The 19,861-nt window shown below is 64.5% G+C and carries 15 protein-coding genes; 14 read left to right on the top strand and 1 reads right to left on the bottom strand.

From position 1 onward, the window contains the following. Positions 1–127: 127 nt before the first annotated feature. Together OKW40_RS14415 and OKW40_RS14410 are read left to right on the top strand one after the other, a co-directional pair. Positions 128–2,206 carry a molybdopterin-containing oxidoreductase family protein gene (locus OKW40_RS14415; protein WP_429490282.1) on the top strand — a complete coding sequence of 693 codons (2,079 nt, stop codon included), beginning with the start codon at positions 128–130 and terminating at the stop codon, positions 2,204–2,206. Between the two features lie 147 nt (positions 2,207–2,353). Further along, positions 2,354–4,027 (top strand): long-chain fatty acid--CoA ligase, encoded by a 1,674-nt coding sequence (locus OKW40_RS14410; protein WP_429490281.1) that lies wholly within the window; start codon positions 2,354–2,356, stop codon positions 4,025–4,027. A 128-nt stretch (positions 4,028–4,155) separates the two neighbouring features. On the opposite strand, the gene OKW40_RS14405 is transcribed toward OKW40_RS14410, so the two are convergent. After that, positions 4,156–5,352: a porin gene (locus tag OKW40_RS14405; RefSeq protein WP_184058591.1), complete on the bottom strand. Its 1,197-nt coding sequence runs from the start codon at positions 5,350–5,352 to the stop codon at positions 4,156–4,158. 304 nt (positions 5,353–5,656) lie between these two features. Between OKW40_RS14405 and coq7 the strand changes: the two genes are divergently transcribed. The 12 genes from coq7 to murC all read left to right on the top strand — a co-directional run bounded on the left by coq7 (position 5,657) and on the right by murC (position 19,861). Next, complete coding sequence (gene coq7, locus OKW40_RS14400) at positions 5,657–6,295, top strand: 2-polyprenyl-3-methyl-6-methoxy-1,4-benzoquinone monooxygenase (RefSeq protein ID WP_429490280.1); 639 nt, start codon at positions 5,657–5,659, stop codon at positions 6,293–6,295. A gap of 457 nt (positions 6,296–6,752) precedes the next feature. After that, complete coding sequence (gene mraZ / locus OKW40_RS14395; RefSeq protein ID WP_429490279.1) at positions 6,753–7,181, top strand: division/cell wall cluster transcriptional repressor MraZ; 429 nt, start codon at positions 6,753–6,755, stop codon at positions 7,179–7,181. Between the two features lie 15 nt (positions 7,182–7,196). Next, a complete protein-coding gene (gene rsmH, locus OKW40_RS14390; protein ID WP_429490278.1) occupies positions 7,197–8,150 on the top strand; it encodes a 16S rRNA (cytosine(1402)-N(4))-methyltransferase RsmH in 954 nt (317 codons plus the stop codon). Next, complete coding sequence (gene ftsL, locus OKW40_RS14385) at positions 8,147–8,497, top strand: cell division protein FtsL (RefSeq protein WP_090801975.1); 351 nt, start codon at positions 8,147–8,149, stop codon at positions 8,495–8,497. Before rsmH ends, ftsL begins: the two co-directional genes overlap by 4 nt. Next, positions 8,494–10,359 (top strand): peptidoglycan D,D-transpeptidase FtsI family protein, encoded by a 1,866-nt coding sequence (locus tag OKW40_RS14380; protein ID WP_429490277.1) that lies wholly within the window; start codon positions 8,494–8,496, stop codon positions 10,357–10,359. Before ftsL ends, OKW40_RS14380 begins: the two co-directional genes overlap by 4 nt. Continuing rightward, positions 10,356–11,918, top strand: coding sequence for a UDP-N-acetylmuramoyl-L-alanyl-D-glutamate--2,6-diaminopimelate ligase (locus OKW40_RS14375; protein ID WP_429490276.1), 1,563 nt, complete (start codon positions 10,356–10,358; stop codon positions 11,916–11,918). Before OKW40_RS14380 ends, OKW40_RS14375 begins: the two co-directional genes overlap by 4 nt. Next, positions 11,915–13,327, top strand: a complete 1,413-nt coding sequence (locus OKW40_RS14370) for a UDP-N-acetylmuramoyl-tripeptide--D-alanyl-D-alanine ligase (RefSeq protein ID WP_429490275.1) — start codon at positions 11,915–11,917, stop codon at positions 13,325–13,327. The genes OKW40_RS14375 and OKW40_RS14370 overlap by 4 nt, the downstream gene beginning before the upstream one ends. 17 nt (positions 13,328–13,344) lie before the next feature. After that, a complete protein-coding gene (mraY, locus tag OKW40_RS14365) occupies positions 13,345–14,514 on the top strand; it encodes a phospho-N-acetylmuramoyl-pentapeptide-transferase (protein WP_184058581.1) in 1,170 nt (389 codons plus the stop codon). A 25-nt stretch (positions 14,515–14,539) separates the two neighbouring features. Continuing rightward, a complete protein-coding gene (gene murD / locus OKW40_RS14360; RefSeq protein WP_429490274.1) occupies positions 14,540–16,078 on the top strand; it encodes a UDP-N-acetylmuramoyl-L-alanine--D-glutamate ligase in 1,539 nt (512 codons plus the stop codon). Next, positions 16,075–17,340, top strand: a complete 1,266-nt coding sequence (gene ftsW, locus OKW40_RS14355) for a putative lipid II flippase FtsW (protein WP_429490272.1) — start codon at positions 16,075–16,077, stop codon at positions 17,338–17,340. Before murD ends, ftsW begins: the two co-directional genes overlap by 4 nt. Beyond that, positions 17,337–18,461, top strand: coding sequence for an undecaprenyldiphospho-muramoylpentapeptide beta-N-acetylglucosaminyltransferase (gene murG, locus OKW40_RS14350; RefSeq protein WP_429490270.1), 1,125 nt, complete (start codon positions 17,337–17,339; stop codon positions 18,459–18,461). Before ftsW ends, murG begins: the two co-directional genes overlap by 4 nt. Beyond that, on the top strand, positions 18,458–19,861 hold the full coding sequence (gene murC / locus OKW40_RS14345; protein ID WP_187631316.1) for a UDP-N-acetylmuramate--L-alanine ligase: 1,404 nt from the start codon (positions 18,458–18,460) through the stop codon (positions 19,859–19,861). The genes murG and murC overlap by 4 nt, the downstream gene beginning before the upstream one ends.

Genomic DNA, 19,861 nt, shown 5'->3' with positions numbered 1-19,861 from the left:
CGGGCACTGCGGATGATTCATTCTACGCCGAAGGCATTTTTGGTGGCGCCACCGAGGTCGGCGGCCTATAGACGTAATAAAATTCCACTTTGCGCGACCGCTTACTGCTCGCCAGGACACATTGCCGATGAACGCCCCGACCGAATTCGCGCGCGCCGTGTGCCCGCACGATTGCCCCGACACCTGCGCGATGCGCGTGACCATCGACAATGGACGGGCGATCAAGGTCGCCGGCGATCCCGACCATCCGCCGACTCAGGGCGTGCTGTGCACGAAGGTCAGTCGTTACGCGGAGCGTGTATACCATCCGAACCGATTGACGACGCCCATGAAGCGTGTCGGCCGCAAGGGCGAGGGCCGTTTCGAGCCAATCAACTGGGACGAAGCGTTCGACCTTGCCGCAAGCCGCCTCGGCGAGATTGTCCGTCGCGCGCCGGAAGCGATTCTGCCTTACAGCTACGCGGGCACGATGGGCTTGGTGCAGGGCGATAGCATCGCGCAACGCTTTTTCCACAAGCTCGGCGCATCGCAGCTGGATCGCGCGATTTGCGCGGCGGCCGGCGCTGCCGGCCTCAAATACACGTACGGCGCCGGCATCGGTATGCACACCGAGTTTTTCGCCGAGAGCGAGGTGATCCTGATCTGGGGAGCGAATCCGATCGCATCGAATCTGCATTTCTGGACGCGCGCGCAGGAAGCCAAGCGTCGCGGCGCCCAGCTGATCGCAATCGATCCGTATCGCTCGCTGACCGCGGAGAAATGCCATCAACACATCGCGCTAAAGCCAGGCACAGACGGCGCTCTCGCGCTCGGCATCATGAACGTCCTGATTACCGAGAATCTGCTCGACTACGAGTACATCGCGGCGCACACGCTGGGCTTCGCCGACTTGAAGGTGCGTGCGCTCAGCTATCCATTGTCTCGGGTTAGTGAAATTTGTGGCGTCGAGGAAGAGGAAATCGCCGATCTTGCGCGACTTTACGCCAGCACGCGGAAAGCCGCGATCCGCTTGAACTACGGTCTGCAGCGGGTGCGTGGCGGCGGCAATGCGGTGCGCGCAATCGCGTGTCTGCCGTCGCTGACCGGCGCATGGCGTGAGCGCGCGGGCGGGGCGCTGCTGTCGTCGAGCGGTTGGGCACCGGTCGACTCGCACGCGTTGCAGCGTCCCGACCTGATGCCGGGTTGGCCGTCGAAGCCGAGCCGCGTGATCAATATGAATGCGATCGGCGACGCGTTGCTGCATCCGGGCGACGCGACGTTCGGCCCCAAGCTCGAGGCGATCGTGGTCTACAACTCGAATCCGGTCGCGGTCGCACCGGACTCCGAACGCGTCGCGGCGGGTTTTGCGCGCGAGGATCTGTTCACGATCGTGCTCGAGCATTTCCAGACCGACACCGCGGATTACGCCGACCTGCTGTTGCCTGCCACGACGCAGCTCGAGCATCTCGACGTGCACAAGTCGTACGGTCACACGCACGTGATGGTCAACCTGCCCGCCATCGCGCCGTTCGGCGACGCACGGCCGAATACCGAGATCTTCCGCAGCCTCGCGCGCCGCATGGGCATGACGGAACCGGCGCTCTTCGACAGCGACGAAGCCGTCGCGCAAGCCGCATTTCGCTGGGACGACAAGACGCTGGACGGTGTCGACTGGCCGATGCTGAAGCAAGCCGGCTGGGCCCGTCTCAATCTGCCTGACGCGCCATTTGCCGACGGTGGTTTTCGCACGCCATCCGGCAAGTGCGAGTTCTACAGCGAGCGCCTTGCGCAACAGGGCCTCGACCCGCTGCCGGACTACCTGCCACCCTACGAATCGGCCGACGGCGCGCCCGAACTGGCGGCCCGCTATCCGCTCGCGATGATTTCACCGCCCGCGCGCAACTTCCTGAACAGCACCTTCGTGAACATCGAGAGTCTGCGCGCGACGGAAGGCGAGCCGCACCTGGACATCCACCCTGCCGACGCGCACGCGCGCGGCATCGGCGACGGCGATCAGGTGCGCATCTTCAACGACCGCGGCTCGATGCGAGCGCGTGCCCGCGTGACCGACCGGGCGCGCGAAGGCCTGGTCGTCGGGTTGTCGATCTGGTGGAAGAAGCTCGCGCCGGACGGCCGCAACGCGAACCAGTTGACGAGCCAGGCACTCACCGATCTCGGCGGTTCGGCGACGTTTTACGACTGTCTCGTCGAAGTCGAGCGGGCCTGAAAGCCGCGCCGCACATTGAAGCTGGCGCCCAGCCTCGCAAGTTCGAGGCTGCCGTCTAACCTCATCGCTTTGCCCATTGGCCGCAACATGCCCATGCTACGATGCGTTTTTAGCACGACCATTCGAAAATAATTCAGGAGACGCTGCATGGAGAAAATCTGGCTGAAATCTTATCCGCCCGGCGTTCCAGCAGAGATCGACCCGACGCGCTATTCGTCGGTGGCCGAGTTGCTCGAGGAAGCCTTTCGCGAACACCGCGCAAAGCCGGCGTTCGTGTGCATGGGCAAGCAGATCAGCTACGGTGAACTCGACGAGCTTTCGCGCAATCTTGCAGCGTGGCTGCAGTCGAAAGGGCTCACGCGCGGCTCGCGTGTCGCGATCATGATGCCGAACGTGCTGCAGTATCCAGTCGCGCTCGCCGCGATTCTGCGCGCGGGCTATGTGGTCGTGAATGTGAATCCGCTGTACACGCCGCGCGAACTCGAGCACCAACTGAAGGACAGCGGCACTGAGGCGATCATCCTGCTCGAGAATTTCGCGGGGACCTTGCAGGCAATCGTGCGCAATACGCCGGTCAAGCATGTGGTCGTCGCGGCGATGGGCGACCTGATGGGCATCAAAGGCCCGCTCGTGAACTTCGTCGTGCGCAAGGTCAAGAAGATGGTGCCGGCGTGGAGCCTGGCTGGGCACGTCAAGTTCAACGACACGGTCTCGGAGGGCGCACGTCTGACGTTCAAGCCGGTCCGGCAGGGGCCCGACGATATCGCGTTCCTGCAATACACTGGCGGCACCACCGGCGTGGCCAAGGGCGCGACGCTGCTGCACCGGAACCTGATCGCGAACGTGCTGCAGTCGGAGGTCTGGCTCAATCCGGTGCGCGCGAACCGCACGGATATCGATCAGTTCATTACGGTCGTCGCGTTGCCGCTGTATCACGTGTTCGCGCTGACCGTGTGCGGGCTGCTGACGATCCGCACCGGCGGTCTCGGCGTGCTGATTCCGAATCCGCGCGATATCCCCGGCATGATCAAGTCGCTCGAGGGGTATGCGATCACGACGATTCCCGCGGTCAACACGCTCTACAACGCGATGTTGAACAGCCCCGACTTCCACAAGCTCGACTTCTCGAAGCTGCTGACCGCGAACGGCGGCGGCATGGCGGTGCAGGAGGCGGTCGCGAAGCGCTGGTTCGAGCTGACGCGCACGCCGATCGTCGAGGGCTACGGGCTGTCGGAAACGTCGCCGTGCGTGACCTGCAATCCCGTCACCGCCACCGAATACAACGGCACGATCGGCCTGCCACTGCCGTCGACCGAAGTCTCGATCCGCGACGATGAAGGCAACGAAGTGCCGCCCGGCCAGTCCGGCGAGATCTGGATCCGCGGCCCGCAGGTGATGGCGGGCTACTGGAACAGGCCCGACGAAACCGCCAAGGTGATGACGGCGGACGGCTTCTTTAAATCAGGCGACGTCGGCATCATGGGCGCGGACGGCTTTGTGAAGATCGTCGATCGCAAGAAGGACATGATTCTGGTGTCCGGCTTCAACGTGTATCCGAATGAAGTCGAGGACGTCGTCGCAAAGCTGCCGGGTGTGTTCGAAGTCGCGGCGGTGGGTGTACCGGATCAGCATTCCGGCGAGGCAGTGAAGCTGTTCGTCGTGAAAAAGGATCCGTCGCTGACCGACGAACAGATCTTCGCGTACTGCAAAACGCAACTGACCGGCTACAAGCGGCCGAAGGTCGTCGAATTCCGCACCGAGTTGCCGAAGAGCAATGTCGGCAAGATCCTGCGCCGCGAGTTGCGCGACGGCAGGGCTTAAGCGAGCGAAGAACAAAAGCCCGGCGCACACGAAAGTGCGCCGGGCTTTTTGTTGCCCGTACAAAATCCGCGCATAAAAAAAGGCGCCCGAAGGCGCCTTTGAGACAAACTGCGTTTTTTTACGACTTATTAGAACTTGTGACGGATACCGATGCGAGCCGTGAACTGGTTGCTGCTCGTCGAACCGGTCAGGCCGTTGATGCCTGCCGTTGCTGCGACCACCTGACCCGTTGCGTTGACCGTGTCGCCCAAAGCGTGCTGGTACACGCCGACCAGGTACACGTCGGTACGCTTGGACAGGAAGTAGTCCACGCCCAGCGCGCCTTGGTGGTACTGAGCACGCGAGTTGCCTTCGATCTGCGTGCCGCGCGTGTAGTCATACGCTGCGCCGACCAGCAGTGCCGGGGTCAACTGATACTTGAAGTTGATTTCGCCGTTGTTGAACGTTGCCTTCTGGCCAGTGAACGGCGACGCGAACGTCTTGCCGAGGTTGCCGAACTGGATGTTCGAATACGTCAGGCCGATGGTTGCCGCGCCGAACGTGTATGCACCGCCCGCGCCGACGACCTGGTACGTGTTGGCCGATGCGAAGCCTGCGTAGATCGGGGTCGTGACTGCGAAGTTAGCTGCAGTAGTACCCACGGCCGGCGTATTCGTTGCGATCGTGCCGCCGTTGTTGAACAGACCGCCCGAAGCTGCCGGCGTACGCGCGTTCAAATAACCCAAGCCCAATTGCAGCGGACCGTTGTTATAGCCAGCACCCAACGACCAGATCTGGTTGTGCGTGAAGTCACCGGCGACGCCGCCGAAGCTATACGTGCCGCCGAACGTCAGGCCGTTGTAGTTGTTGCTGGTGAACTTGACCGTGTTGTTGGTGCGATACGCGTTGTTGAAGTTGTCGATATCGCCCGGGTGAGCGGCGATGTAGCCGCCCCACTGATCACCCGATTCGAACGGACCCACGTAGTCGACGACGGAGTCGTACTGACGACCCAGCGTGACCGTGCCGAACTGGCTCGACAGACCGACATATGCCTGACGACCGAACATCAGGCCGCCTTGACCGAGCTTGCCGTTGGTCACGTCAAAGCCGTTTTCCAACACGAACAGGGCCTTCAGACCGCCGCCCAGATCTTCAGTGCCACGCAGGCCGAAACGCGAGCCTTGCAGGACGCCGCTGGACATGTTGTACAGATGCTTACCGCCCGAGTTGGTGTTCATGTTGATACCAACGTCAACGATGCCGTACAGGGTCACGCTGCTCTGCGCATGAGCGACGCCTGCGAATGCGCCCAGTGCTGCGAGAGCGAGAAGCGACTTTTTCATCGAATGATCTCCAAGGAATACGAATCTTTTGTACAAGGCGAAATATTTAGTTGGTGCTGAAGGCCTTGCTGTCCAACTTCGCGAGAAGTTGCCACGTAATGTAACAAAAGGCATACATGGAACAAAGAAAAAGGAGTCGCTCCGGAAGGCCGCTGTTTCGTTTACGCAACATGGTCTAGAATCGCAAATTAACCGCCCATTTCATGCGGATTGGTGCCTGTCGGGCCACCGGTTTCGCGTCGCGAGGCCTTGTCGCACGGACCTTCCGGAACGATGCGGCGGTTATCGAATCAGGGAGCGCTTTATGTTGCTGGACGAGTTGATTGGCGAGTTTGATCGGGGTTTACGCTCACTGACGGGGGTCTCGCGGATGAGCCGTCCGCTGCCGCTTCCGCAGGCTTGCGCGGCGACGGCCGAAGCTCCCGAACTCTCGCCCGCGGAGCGCGCGCATGCGGCGGGTTTGATGCGTGTGAACCACGTCGGCGAAGTGTGCGCGCAGGCGCTTTACCAAGCGCAGAAACTCGCCACCGACTCACCTTCATTGCGCGCCATGTTCGATCACGCCGCGTCGGAAGAAGAGGATCATCTGGCGTGGACCGCCAAACGCCTCCAGGCGCTCGACTCGCGTCCGAGTCTGCTCAATCCGCTGTGGTACACCGGCGCGCTCGCGATCGGTCTCGCCGCGGGGCGTCTCGGCGATCGCGTGAGTCTTGGCTTCATGGCCGAAACGGAGCGCCAGGTCGAGCAGCATCTCGACAGTCATCTCGATCAGCTCCCCGCCGCGGACCATGAATCGCGCGCGATCGTCGAGCAGATGCGCGTCGATGAAGCGCAGCACGGCAAGGCCGCGATGGACGCGGGCGGCATCGAGTTGCCGTTTCCTGCACGCGCGTTGATGCGTGCGATGTCGAAGGTGATGACGCGCACCGCCTATTACATATGAGCGTTTCACCCGCTTCGCTTCGCTAACCGGAGCACCGCACGTATCGCCTCAGCCATCGCTGAACGCATTTTCGCAAGCGAGACGGCGCCGCGCGCCCCGTTCGTCGTCGGTCCGGGCGACGCCGCTTTTTTCCCTTTCAGAATCCCTTGACGATCTCTTTCAATTCGCGCTGTTTCCTCGCACTTTTCACGTATCACCTTCACAAGTTGCACTAGCCCTTTCATTTATAACGGTTTTCTGTTTTATGCTGGACGTGAAGGAGTCGCGCTAAGTCCTTGTTCTAGCAAACAAAATCCGCTCGAAAAGCGCGCCGCTCCCTTGACCCGTGTTTAGCGTTCCTCTAAAGTGGGAGACAGTGTGAGAAAGTGTATTTTTGTGTGTTCTCGGCACCACTTTCGGGTAGATTTTCACGGACCGGGCGGGCGGCGCAAACAGCGCCGCAATAGGGGAGAGCGAAGTGTTCCAAGGGGCGTCGGCGCTGACGCTCGATGCGAAAGGGCGGATGTCGATTCCCTCTCGTTATCGGGATGCGCTGCAAACACAGGCAGAGGGCCGGGTGACGATCACCAAGCACCCGGACGGCTGCCTGTTGCTCTTTCCGCGTCCCGAATGGGAAATCTTCCGTGACAAGGTCGACAAGCTGCCCATGAACGCCGCCTGGTGGAAACGCATTTTTCTCGGCAATGCAATGGATGTGGATATGGACGGCGCAGGCCGTGTGCTCGTGTCGCCGGAGTTGCGAGCGGCTGGCTCGCTGGAGAAAGAAGTGACCTTGCTCGGCATGGGCCGCCATTTCGAGCTGTGGGATGCACAGATCTACGCCGCGAAGGAACAGGCGGCGATCGCCGACGGCATGCCCGACGCGTTGAAAGATTTCACGTTCTGATCGCGGCTTATTTATATGGCTTCTGCGATGGGAAACGAATTGCAGCATCGCACGGTGCTGTTGAACGAAGCGGTCGATGCGCTGGTCACGCGCGCCGACGGCACGTATGTGGACGGCACGTTCGGCCGTGGCGGCCATAGCCGCCTCGTGCTGGAACGGCTCGGTGAAGCAGGGCGGCTGATCGCGTTCGATAAAGATCCGCTCGCGATCGCGACGGCGCAGAAGATCGCCGATCCGCGCTTTGCCATCGTCCACGAGAGTTTTGCTTCACTGCGCGCCGCGATGGCGGAGCGCGGGGTAGGGCGTGTGTCGGGGGTGTTGCTGGATCTGGGCGTGTCGTCGCCGCAAGTCGACGATCCGGAGCGGGGCTTCAGCTTCCGCGCCGACGGCCCGCTCGACATGCGGATGGACCCGACGCGCGGCGAGTCCGCCGCTGACTGGCTCGCGCGGGCCACGGTGCAGGAATTGACGGAGGTGATACGAGATTATGGGGAAGAACGGTTTGCTTTTCAGATTGCAAAGGCGCTTGTTGCTCGCCGGGCAGAGTCCGACCGTCTTGGGCCTCTCGTCAGCACGGGCGAGCTTGCCCAAATCGTGGCTAACGTCGTCAAAACCCGTGAGAAGGGCAAGGACCCGGCAACCCGCACCTTTCAGGCTATACGGATTCACGTCAATCAAGAGCTTGCGGAGCTGCAAGTCGTTCTAGAAGCAGCGTTGTCGTTGTTGGAGCAAGGGGGGCGGCTGGTGGTCATCAGCTTTCATTCGCTCGAGGACCGGATCGTCAAGCGATTCATGCAGGCGCACGCGAGCGCGCCGGCGGTGGATCGCCGTCTGCCGATCCGCGCGGTCGACCTGCCGAGCCCTCCGCTCAAGATCATCGGCCGCGTCTTCGCGAGCGACGCTGAGGTCGCCGGCAACCCGCGCGCCCGTTCTGCCGTGATGCGCGTGGCGGAGCGGATCGCGCCATGAACCGCCTCAATATTTTCCTGCTGATCATCGTGATGGGCTGTGCCTTGTCGGTCGTCAACGCGACCAATCAGCAGCGTCAGATCTTTATTCAGCTGCAGCGCGCGCAGTCGCAGGAGCGTCAGCTGCAGCAGGACTATTCGCAGCTTCAATATCAGCAGAGCGCGCTGTCCAAAACGTCGCGCATCGAGCAGCTCGCCACCGCCTCGCTGAAGATGCAATCGGTCACCACCGGCCGCACCCAGTACCTGACGCTCGCCCCGGGCGCCGCGACGGCGATCGACGCACCCATTCCGACTTCCGCGCCGGCCTCGGCGCCGGTCGCGACCCGTCGCGGAGCCACGCGATGAAAAAATCGTCGGCCCACAAGAGCGTTGCGTTTTCGGCCAATCCGATTCTGTCGGTGCGCCTGCCGATGTGGCGCTCGAAGCTCGTCGTGTTCCTGCTGTTCATGGCGTTCGTCGCGCTCGCCGCGCGCGCGTTCTGGATTCAGGGCCCGGGCAACGCGTTCTATCTGAAGCAGGGCGAGATCCGCTATCAGCGCCGCATCGACATGCCGGCCACGCGCGGCAAGATTCTCGACCGCAACGGTCTCGTGCTCGCCACGAGTCTGCCGGTGCGCGCAATCTGGGCGATTCCCGAATCGGTGCCCGACGACCTCGGCGCCGACAAGCTCGACGCGCTCGGCAAACTGCTCGGCATGACCACTAGGGAATTGCGCTCCAAGCTGTCGGAAGACAAGACCTTCGTCTACGTGAAGCGCCAGGTGCCGGTCGACGTCGCAGAAAAAGTCGCGGCGCTCGACATCCCCGGCATTTACTCGCGCGACGAGTACAAGCGTTTCTATCCGGAAGGCGAGATCACCGCTCACCTGATCGGCTTCACGAACGTCGAGGACGAGGGCCAGGAAGGCGTCGAGCTCGGCGACCAGAAGCTGCTCGCGGGCATGTCGGGCAGCCGTCGCGTGATCAAGGACCGGATGGGCCACATCATCGAGGACGTCGACGAACAGGTCGTGCCGCACAACGGCAAGGACGTCGATCTGTCGATCGACAGCAAGATCCAGTACATCGCCTATACGAACCTGAAAGCGGCCGTCGAGAAATTCAAGGCGAAGGCCGGCGCGGCGATGGTGATCGACGTGCGCACCGGCGAAGTGCTCGCGCTCGTCAATTACCCGACCTACAACCCGAACGACCGCTCGCACCTGACCGGCGACCAGTTGCGCAACCGCATCCTGACCGACACGTTCGAGCCGGGTTCGATCATGAAGCCGTTCACGGTGTCGCTCGCGCTCGATCTGCACCGGGTGACGCCGACTACACTGGTAGATACGGGCAACGGCCACTTCGTACTCGACGGCGCGCCGATTACCGACGACAGCGGCTTCGGCGTGCTGACGGTCGGCGGCGTGATCCAGAAGTCGAGCAACATCGGCGCGACCAAAATCGCGATGCAGTTGCGGCCCGAAGAGATGTGGAACATGTACACCAGCATCGGTCTCGGCCAGGCACCGAAGGTCGGCTTTCCGGGCGCGGCGGCGGGCCGTCTGCGTCCGTGGAAGAGCTGGCGCCGCATCGAGCAGGCGACGATGTCGTACGGCTATGGCCTGTCGGTGTCGCTGTTCCAGCTCGGCCGCGCGTACACCGCGATCGCGCACGACGGCGAAATCATGCCGGTGACGATTTTCCACACGCCGGGCGACCCGCCGGCCACCGGTCCGCAGATCTTCTCGCCGACCACCGCGCGTGAAGTGCGCGCGATGCTCGAAACCGTGGTGTCGCCGCAAGGCACGTCGCCGGATGCGGCGGTGCCCGGCTATCGCGTCGGCGGCAAGAGCGGTACCGCGTACAAGCACGGTCCGCACGGCTACGACCACTCCAAATATCGCGCCTCGTTCGTCGGCATGGCGCCGATGCCGAATCCGCGCATCGTCGTTGCGGTGTCGGTCGACGAGCCGACGGCCGGTAGCCACTTCGGCGGCCAGGTGTCGGGCCCGGTGTTTTCGGGCATCGCCGGGGATACGCTGCGCGCGCTGAACGTGCCGCCCGACATGCCCGTCAAGCAGATGGTCGTGTCCGACGATTCGGCGCCGCCCGCGCCCGGCGCGCCGGCCACGCCGCCCGTGGTGAAGAAGCTGTCGACGAGCCCCGGCGTGAAGAAGATGACCATTTCCGCCACCCCGAAAAATCATCCAGGAGTCGAGCGATGAGCGCGCTGCGCGAGCAACATCCAGCGCACCGGCAGATCGCCGACGCCCTCGCCTGGCTGCACGCGCACGTGCAGCCAGGCGCGCATCTGCACGCCGACACGCGCTCGCTCGCGGCCGGCGACGCGTTCTTCGCGTACGCGGTCGATGGCGCGGACAACCGCGCATTCATCGACGCGGCCATCAAGCGCGGTGCGGCCGCCGTGCTCGTGCAACCCGAAGGTTTCAGCGGCACGCTCGACGCGGCCGCCGCACATGCGGTGCCGGCGTTGAACGAACTCGCCGGCACGATCGCGAGCGCGTGGTATCGCGATCCGAGCGACGCGATGCTCGCGGTCGGCATCACCGGCACGAACGGCAAGACCTCGTGCAGCCAGTGGGTCGCCGCGGCGCTGTCCGCGCGCGGCATGCGCTGCGCGATCGTCGGCACGCTCGGCACAGGGCTCGTCGGCCAACTCGTGCACACCGGCTTCACGACGCCCGACGCACCGCAATTGCAACGCAGCCTCGCGCAATTGCGCGACGCGGGCGCGCAGGCGGTGGCGATGGAAGTGTCGTCGCATGCGCTGCACCAGGGGCGCGTGAACGGCACCGCTTTCGACATCGCGGTGTTCACGAACCTGACGCAGGACCATCTCGACTATCACGGCACGTTCGAGGCCTATGAAGCCGCCAAGGCGCGTCTGTTCGCCTGGCCCGAGCTGCGCGCGGCCGTGATCAATCGCGACGATGCCGCCGGCCGGCGTTTGCTCGCGAGCACGCGTAGTCACGCGCGCACGATCGCGTATGGCATCGAGGGCGAGCATGGCGACGCCAACGCTGACGGCACACCGCAAGCCGACGCGTGGCTCACTGCATCGAACGTGCGTGCCACCGCTACCGGCACCGCGTTTCATCTGAGCACCTCGGACTGGGGCAACGCCGAAGTCGAAGTGCAAACGCTCGGCCTCTTCAATGTCGGCAATCTGCTCGCGGTGCTCGGCGTGCTGCTCGCCGCCGACGTGCCGTTCGACGCTGCGCTCGCCGAACTCGCGAAGCTCGAACCGGTGAACGGCCGCATGCAGCGTCTGGGCGGCCGTCTGCAGAACGACGAACCACTCGTCGTGATCGACTACGCGCACACACCCGATGCGCTCGAAAAGACGCTCGAAGCACTGCGGCCGATCGCGACCGCGCGCGGCGGCGAACTCGTCTGCATGTTCGGCTGCGGCGGCGACCGCGATGCGACCAAGCGTCCGCTGATGGGCGCGATCGCCGAGCGGCTGGCGGACGACGTCGTCGTGACGAGCGACAACCCGCGCAGCGAAGATCCGCTCGCGATCATCGAGCAAATTGCCGCGGGCATGCAGGATGCGTCGAAGGCGCGCCGCATCGAGGACCGCGCGAGCGCGATCCTGCAGGCGATCCGCGGCGCCGCGCGCGAAGACGTGATCGTGCTGGCCGGCAAGGGGCACGAAGCCACACAGGAAATCATGGGCAAGAAACGCGCTTTCTCCGATCAGGACCACGCCCGCCTCGCACTCGCCGCGCGCGCCACACAAACACGCGGAGGTGGCGAATGAACATGTTCTCGCTACGTGCAGCCGCCGCGCAGATCCCCGGCGCGAGCGTCACCGGCGACGACAGCGTGCGCTTCGAGCGCGTGTCGACCGACAGCCGCAGCGCCGGCCCCGGCGATCTGTTCATCGCGATCAAGGGCGACCGTTTCGACGCGCACGACTTCCTACCGCAAGTGGCCGAGCGCAACGTCGCGGCGGTGCTCGTCGCGCGCACGCCGGATAGCTGGAGCGTGCCCGCGATCCGCGTCGCCGATACGCGCGAAGCGCTCGGCGCGCTCGCGCGCGGCTGGCGTCGTCAGTTCGACCTGCCGCTCGTCGCGGTCACGGGCAGCAACGGCAAGACCACGGTCAAGGAAATGATCGCCTCGATCTTCGCGGCCGCGGTCGGCGCGGATGCGCGTCTTGCGACCGCGGGCAATTTCAACAACGACATCGGCCTTCCGCTCACGCTGTTCCGTCTGCATGCCGCGCATCGGCTCGCGGTGGTCGAGCTCGGCATGAACCATCCTGGCGAAACCGAACTGCTCGCGAAATTCGCCGAGCCGACGGTTGCCGTCGTCAACAACGCGCAGCGCGAGCACCAGGAATTCATGGCGACCGTCGAGGCGGTCGCGCTCGAACACGCGAGCGTGATTCACGCGCTGTCGCCGGAAGGCACGGCGGTATTCCCCGCCGACGACGCATACGCGAGCATCTGGCGCGTCGCCGCGACCGGCAGTCGCATCATCGATTTCGCGTTGAACAGCGCGGAGCGCACGACCGAAGCCGCGGTGAAGGGGAGGTTCGACGGCAAGCGTCTGTCTATCGACACGCCGCAAGGCCATCTCGACGTCACGCTGCAGGTGCTCGGCAATCACAACGCACACAACGCGCTCGCGGCGACCTCGGCGGCGTTGGCAGCGGGCGTGTCGCTCGACGCGATCCAGCGCGGCCTCGAATCGTTCGGCGCGGTGAAGGGCCGTCTGCAGGTCAAGCAGGCCGTGCTCGGCACGCTCGCGGGCGCAACCGTGATCGACGACACCTACAACGCGAATCCCGATTCGATGCGCGCCGCGATCGACGTGCTCGCGTCACGTGAATCTCCGCGTGTGCTCGTGATGGGCGACATGGGCGAAGTCGGCGACAACGGCCCGGCGTTTCACCGCGAAATCGGCGCGTATGCGAAAGAGCGCGGTATCGACGCGCTGTATGCGATGGGCGACGCCTCGCGCGACGCCTGCACCGCATACGGCGCGGGTGCGCACCACGTCGCCGATGTCGGCGCACTGGTCGCGCAACTGCAGCAGGCCGGCTTCGGCGCTGCCGCAACGCTTCTCGTGAAAGGCTCGCGCTTCATGCAGTTGGAGCGCGTGGTGGACGCCGTTACGAGTCCACAACCCAACGCCGCGGGCACGACGCCCGCTGCACATTGAAATAGAAGGATCCAGGCATGCTACTGGCGCTGGCGCAATGGCTGCAGAATGACGCAAGCTTCTTGCGCGTGTTCAGTTATCTGACGTTTCGCGCGGTGATGGCGACCATCACCGCGTTGTTGATCGGGCTCGTCTGCGGCCCGGCGGTCATTCGCAAGCTGACCGCGATGAAGGTCGGCCAGGCCGTTCGCAAGGACGGACCGCAAACTCACCTCGTCAAATCGGGCACGCCGACGATGGGCGGCGTGCTGATCCTGCTCGGCATCGCCGTGGCCACGCTGCTGTGGGCCGATCTGACCAACCGCTTCATCTGGATCGTGATGCTCGTCACGTTCGGCTTCGGCGTGATCGGCTGGGTCGACGATTACCGCAAGGTCGTCTACAAGGACCCACGCGGCATGTCGTCGCGCGAGAAGTATTTCTGGCAATCGGTGATCGGCCTGTTCGCGGCGGTTTATCTCGCGTTCAGCGTGTCCGAGGCGAGCAACGTGCGCGTGTTCGACCTGTTCATGGCGTGGGTGCGCAGCGGTCTGTCGATGGGCCTGCCCGCGCGCGCCGACCTGCTGTTGCCGTTCTTCAAGTCGATGACCTATCCGCTCGGCGTGTGGGGCTTCATCGTGCTCACGTATCTGGTGATCGTCGGCGCGAGCAACGCGGTGAACCTGACCGACGGCCTCGATGGCCTCGTGATCATGCCGGTCGTGCTGGTCGGCGCGTCGCTCGGTGTGTTCGCGTACGTGATGGGCAGCTCGGTCTACTCGAAATACCTGCTGTTCCCGCATATTCCCGGCGCCGGCGAATTGCTGATCTTCTGTTCGGCGATGGGCGGCGCGGGTCTCGCGTTTTTGTGGTTCAACACGCACCCGGCGCAGATGTTCATGGGCGACGTCGGCGCGCTCGCGCTCGGCGGCGCGCTCGGCACGGTCGCGGTGATCGTGCGTCAGGAAATCGTGCTGTTCATCATGGGCGGCATTTTCGTCGCGGAAACGCTGTCGGTGATGTTGCAGGTCACGTGGTTCAAATACACGAAGCGCCGTTACGGCGAAGGGCGGCGGCTCTTCAAGATGGCACCGCTGCATCACCATTTCGAATTGTCGGGCTGGAAGGAAACGCAGGTGGTCGTGCGTTTCTGGATCATCACGTTGATGTTGTGCCTGTTCGGTTTGTCCACGCTCAAATTGCGTTAAGCAGCAGTATTTAAGGAAGCAGGCGATGTTCGGCGAGAAGTTTCGGGATCGGCAAAAGCCGATGGTGCTCGTGCTGGGACTGGGTGAATCCGGTCTCGCGATGGCGCGCTGGTGCGCCAGGCACGGCTGTCGGCTGCGCGTGGCCGATACGCGCGAAGTGCCGCCGAATCTGTCCGCGCTTGAAGCGCATAGCGTCGATGCCGATTTCGTCGGCGGTCCGTTTTCGCCGGTGCTGCTCGAAGGCGTCGAGCTGGTCGCGATCAGCCCGGGACTGTCGCCGCTGGCCGCCGATCTGCTGCCGCTGGTCACGGCGGCGCGCGAGCAGGGCATCCCGGTGTGGGGCGAACTCGAACTGTTCTCGCAGGCGCTGCGCACACTCGGCGAGTCCGGCTACGCGCCGAAGGTGATCGCGATCACCGGCACGAACGGCAAGACCACGACGACGAGCCTCGCCGGCTTGCTGTGCGAACGCGCGGGCAAGAAGGTCGCGGTGGCGGGCAACATCAGCCCGTCGCTGCTCGACAAGCTCTCCGAAGCGATCGACCAGACCGCGCTGCCCGACGTGTGGGTGCTCGAACTGTCGAGCTTCCAGCTGGAGACCTCGCATACGTTTACGCCGGACGCGGCCGCCGTGCTTAACATCACGCAGGATCATCTGGACTGGCACGGCGGACTCGATGCGTACGCAGCCGCGAAGGGCCGCATCTTCGGTACACGGACGGTGCGCGTGCTGAACCGCGACGACGCGCGCGTGATGGCGCTCGCGCCCGCCAGCGGCGACGCAGAGGTCGTCACGTTCGGCGTGACCGAGCCGAAGAACGACGGTGACTATGGCCTCCTGCGCGACAACGGCATGGTGTGGCTCGTCCAAGCGCAAGATCGCGACGCGAGCGACGAGTCCCCCAAGGGGACTTCCTTCGGGGCGCCGACGCCGAAGCGCCGTCGCAAGAACGAAGCAGCCGCAACGCCCGACATCGCGTTGAAGCGTCTGATGCCCGCCGACGCACTGCGCATCCGTGGCCTGCACAACGCCGCCAACGCGTTGGCCGCGTACGCGCTCGCACGCGCGATCGGCCTGCCCGGCGCGCCGCTTTTGCACGGCCTGCGCGAATATCGCGGCGAGCCGCATCGCGTGGAACTGATCGCGTCGATCGACGGCATCGACTATGTGGACGACAGCAAGGGCACCAACGTCGGCGCGACGGTCGCCGCGCTCGACGGTCTCGCGCAGCGCGTCGTGCTGATCGCCGGCGGCGACGGCAAGGGTCAGGAGTTCGAGCCGCTCGCCGCACCGGTGATGCGCTGGTGCCGCGCGGTGATGCTGATCGGCCGCGACGCGCCGCAGATTCGCGCGGCGCTCGAACATTGCGGCGTCGCGATGACCGATCACGCGACTCTTGAAGACGCGACGCGCGCGGCCACCGCGCTCGCGCAGCCCGGCGACGCGGTGCTGCTGTCGCCCGCGTGCGCGAGCTTCGACATGTTCAAGGGTTACGCACACCGCGCGGCGGTATTCCGCAGCACGGTCGAAGATATCGCGGCCGAACGGGGGACGATGATATGAGCTGGTCGGAACGTTTCGGCTCGCGCGAACCCTCCGGCGGCAACGGCGCCGCGGCGCGCACGTCCACCCGCACGGGCGGCAGCGGTCTCGCGAGCGCGGTCAACGGCGTGCGGCCGTTGCGCTCGCGCATGCTCGACTACGACCACTCGCTGCTGTGGGTCGTCGTCGCGCTGCTCGGGCTCGGCGTCGTGATGGTGTACTCGGCGTCGATCGCGATGCCCGATTCGCCGAAGTACGCGTCGTATCGCGATTGGGCGTTCCTCGTGCGCCAGATCATCTTCGTGCTGATCGGCGCGGCGGTCGGCGTCGCGTCGTTCCGCATTCCGATTTCGACGTGGGACAAGTACGCACCGAAGTTCTTCCTGATCTCGCTCGTCGCGCTCGTGATCGTGCTGGTCCCGCACGTCGGCAAGGGCGTGAACGGCGCGCGCCGCTGGATTCCGCTCGGCATCACGAACATGCAGCCGTCGGAAATCATGAAGCTCGCGGTGACGATCTACGCGGCGAACTACACGGTGCGCAAGCAGGAATACATGCACAGCTTCGCCAAGGGCTTTCTGCCGATGGCCGTCGCGGTCGGTCTCGTCGGCATGCTGCTGCTGCTCGAGCCGGACATGGGCGCGTTCATGGTGATCGCGGCGATCGCGATGGGCGTGCTGTTCCTCGGCGGTGTGAACGGCAAGCTGTTCGGCGGCCTCGTCGCGACCGCGGTGGGCACGTTCACGTTGCTGGTGTGGGCGTCGCCATGGCGTCGTGAGCGGATCTTCGCCTACCTCGATCCGTGGGACGATCGCTACGCGCAGGGCAAGGCGTATCAGCTGACGCACTCGCTGATCGCGTTCGGGCGCGGCGAGTGGTTCGGCGTCGGTCTCGGCGGCAGCGTCGAGAAGCTCAACTATCTGCCGGAAGCGCATACCGACTTCATTCTCGCGGTGATCGGCGAGGAGCTGGGTTTCGTCGGCGTGCTCGTCGTGATCCTGATGTTCTACTGGATCGTGCGCCGTTCGTTCGAGATCGGCCGCCAGGCGCTCGCGCTCGATCGCACGTTCGCGGGTCTGGTCGCGAAGGGCGTCGGCATATGGTTCGGCGCGCAGACCTTCATCAACATGGGCGTGAACCTCGGCCTACTGCCGACCAAGGGCCTGACGTTGCCGCTTGTCAGTTACGGCGGCTCGGGCATTTTGTTGAACTGCGTGGCGATCGCGGTGCTGATGCGGGTCGACTATGAAAATCGTGTGTTGATGCGCGGGGGCAAGGTATGACGGCTCTGCCACAACGCACGCTGATGGTGATGGCCGGCGGCACCGGGGGACACGTGTTCCCGGGGCTCGCGGTTGCCCATCTGATGCAGGCGTGGGGCTGGAAAGTCGTATGGCTCGGCAACCCCGCGGGCATGGAAGCGACGCTGGTACCGAAGCACGGCATTCCGATGGAGTACCTGCGCTTCGGCGGCGTGCGCGGCAAGGGCCTGAAGACCAAGCTGATGCTGCCGGTGAATCTGCTGCGCGCGTGCACGCAGAGTTTGAGCGTGCTGCGTCGCGTGAAGCCCGACGTCGTGCTCGGCATGGGCGGCTACATCACGTTCCCGGCCGGTCTGATGACCGCGCTGAGCGGCCGGCCGCTCGTGCTGCACGAACAGAATTCGATCGCGGGTCTCGCCAACAAGGTGCTCGCGAAGCTCGCGAAGCGCGTGCTGGTCGCATTTCCGAATGCGCTGCCGCACAGCGAATGGACCGGTAATCCGATTCGCGAGGAACTTGCGCGGGCGAATCCACCCAAAGCACGCTACGCGCTGCGTAATGGTCCGCTGAACATGCTCGTCGTGGGCGGCAGTCTCGGCGCCGCCGCGTTGAACGAAGTCGTGCCGCGCGCGCTCGCGCTGCTTGGCTCCAACGAGAGACCGCGCATCGTGCATCAGGCGGGCGCGAAGCATATCGACGCGCTGCGCGAGAACTACGCGGCGGCTGGTTTGCAGGCTGGTGCGGATGTCTCGCTCGTGCCGTTCATCGACGACATGACGAGCGCCTACGAAGCAGCCGATCTGGTGATCTGCCGCTCGGGCGCGATGACCGTGTCGGAGATCTCGGCGGTCGGCGTCGCGGCGCTGTTCGTGCCGTTCCCGTACGCGGTCGACGATCACCAGACCACTAATGCAGCGTTCCTCGCCGACAACGGCGCGGCGCTGGTCGTACAACAACGCGATCTGTCGGCGGAAAAGCTCGCCGACTGGTTGCGCAGCCAGACGCGGGAAAGTCTCGCGGAAATGGCGGAGCGTTCGCGCTCGCTCGCGAAACCGGATGCCACCGAACAGGTCGCGCAGATCTGCGCGACGGTGGCGGCTGCGGGTTCGATGGCGGGCGTGAGCCCAGAAGGAAAGCAATGAAACACATCGTCAAACACATTCATTTCGTCGGCATCGGCGGCGTGGGCATGAGCGGCATCGCCGAAGTGCTCGTCAATCTCGGCTATCAGGTGAGCGGCTCGGACCTGTCGGGCAATGCGGTCACCGAGCGCCTCGCCGGGCTCGGCGCGCGCATTTCGATCGGGCACGCGGCGGAGAACATCGAAGGCGCGAACGCGGTGGTGGTGTCGACCGCGGTGCGCAGCGACAACCCGGAAGTGCTGGCCGCGCGTCATCGCCGCATTCCGATCGTGCCGCGCGCGGTGATGCTCGCGGAGTTGATGCGTCTGAAGCAGGGCATCGCGATTGCCGGCACGCACGGCAAGACCACGACCACGTCGCTGGTCGCGAGCGTGCTCGCCGCGGGCGGGCTCGATCCGACCTTCGTGATCGGCGGCCGGCTGATCAGCGCGGGCGCGAATGCGCGCCTCGGCACCGGCGACTTCATCGTCGCCGAGGCGGACGAATCGGACGCGTCGTTCCTGAACCTGTTCCCGGTGATCGAGGTCATCACGAACATCGACGCCGATCATATGGACACCTATGGTCACGACTTCGCGCGTCTGAAGCAGGCCTTCATCGAATTCACGCACCGTTTGCCGTTCTACGGCATCGCGGTGCTGTGCGTCGACGATCCGAACGTGAAGGAGATCCTGCCGTTCGTGTCGAAGCCGATCATCCGCTACGGTTTCGCGGCCGATGCGCAGGTGCGCGCGGTCAACGTCGAAGCTCGCGAAGGCCGCATGCATTTCACCGTGATGCGCGAAGACGCGGCGCCGCTCGACGTCACGTTGAACCTGCCGGGCGAGCACAACGTGCAGAACGCGTTGGCCGCAATTGCAATTGCGACTGAACTTGAAGTGAAAGATGCCGATATCCAGCGAGCGCTCGCGGATTTCAACGGCGTCGGCCGACGCTTCCAACGCTATGGCGAAGTGCCGGTTCTCAGCGACGGCCAGGCCGCGGGCTCCTACACGCTGGTGGACGACTACGGTCACCACCCGGTCGAAATGGCCGCCACGTTGGCGGCGGCGCGCGGCGCATTTCCGGGCCGGCGTCTGGTGCTGGCGTTCCAGCCGCACCGCTTCACGCGCACGCGTGATTGCTTCGAGGATTTCGTGAAAGTGCTGTCGACCGTCGACGCGCTCGTGCTGACCGAAGTCTATGCGGCCGGCGAAGCGCCGATCGTCGCCGCCGACGGCCGCGCATTGGCGCGCGCGCTGCGCGTCGCGGGCAAGGTCGAGCCGGTGTTTGTCGATACGGTGGATGAAGTGCCGGACGCGCTGTCCGCGGTGGTGCGCGACGGCGATGTGGTGATTACGATGGGCGCGGGTTCGATCGGCGGTGTGCCGGTTCGACTCGCTCAGGAACAGAAGGTGTGA

It is taken from the genome of Paraburkholderia sp. RAU6.4a, assembly GCF_050435625.1.
Taxonomy (GTDB): domain Bacteria; phylum Pseudomonadota; class Gammaproteobacteria; order Burkholderiales; family Burkholderiaceae; genus Paraburkholderia; species Paraburkholderia tuberum.
This window is presented reverse-complemented; position numbering and strand designations above follow the sequence as displayed.

Bases quoted from the DNA above. Each gene is read 5' to 3' on its own strand.
- OKW40_RS14415 (WP_429490282.1), top strand. From the start codon at position 128: ATGAACGCCCCGACCGAATTCGCGCGCGCCGTGTGCCCGCACGATTGC.
- OKW40_RS14410 (WP_429490281.1), top strand. From the start codon at position 2,354: ATGGAGAAAATCTGGCTGAAATCTTATCCGCCCGGCGTTCCAGCAGAG.
- OKW40_RS14405 (WP_184058591.1), bottom strand. From the start codon at position 5,352: ATGAAAAAGTCGCTTCTCGCTCTCGCAGCACTGGGCGCATTCGCAGGC.
- coq7 (WP_429490280.1), top strand. From the start codon at position 5,657: ATGTTGCTGGACGAGTTGATTGGCGAGTTTGATCGGGGTTTACGCTCA.
- rsmH (WP_429490278.1), top strand. From the start codon at position 7,197: ATGGCTTCTGCGATGGGAAACGAATTGCAGCATCGCACGGTGCTGTTG.
- ftsL (WP_090801975.1), top strand. From the start codon at position 8,147: ATGAACCGCCTCAATATTTTCCTGCTGATCATCGTGATGGGCTGTGCC.
- OKW40_RS14380 (WP_429490277.1), top strand. From the start codon at position 8,494: ATGAAAAAATCGTCGGCCCACAAGAGCGTTGCGTTTTCGGCCAATCCG.
- OKW40_RS14375 (WP_429490276.1), top strand. From the start codon at position 10,356: ATGAGCGCGCTGCGCGAGCAACATCCAGCGCACCGGCAGATCGCCGAC.
- OKW40_RS14370 (WP_429490275.1), top strand. From the start codon at position 11,915: ATGAACATGTTCTCGCTACGTGCAGCCGCCGCGCAGATCCCCGGCGCG.
- mraY (WP_184058581.1), top strand. From the start codon at position 13,345: ATGCTACTGGCGCTGGCGCAATGGCTGCAGAATGACGCAAGCTTCTTG.
- murD (WP_429490274.1), top strand. From the start codon at position 14,540: ATGTTCGGCGAGAAGTTTCGGGATCGGCAAAAGCCGATGGTGCTCGTG.
- ftsW (WP_429490272.1), top strand. From the start codon at position 16,075: ATGAGCTGGTCGGAACGTTTCGGCTCGCGCGAACCCTCCGGCGGCAAC.
- murG (WP_429490270.1), top strand. From the start codon at position 17,337: ATGACGGCTCTGCCACAACGCACGCTGATGGTGATGGCCGGCGGCACC.
- murC (WP_187631316.1), top strand. From the start codon at position 18,458: ATGAAACACATCGTCAAACACATTCATTTCGTCGGCATCGGCGGCGTG.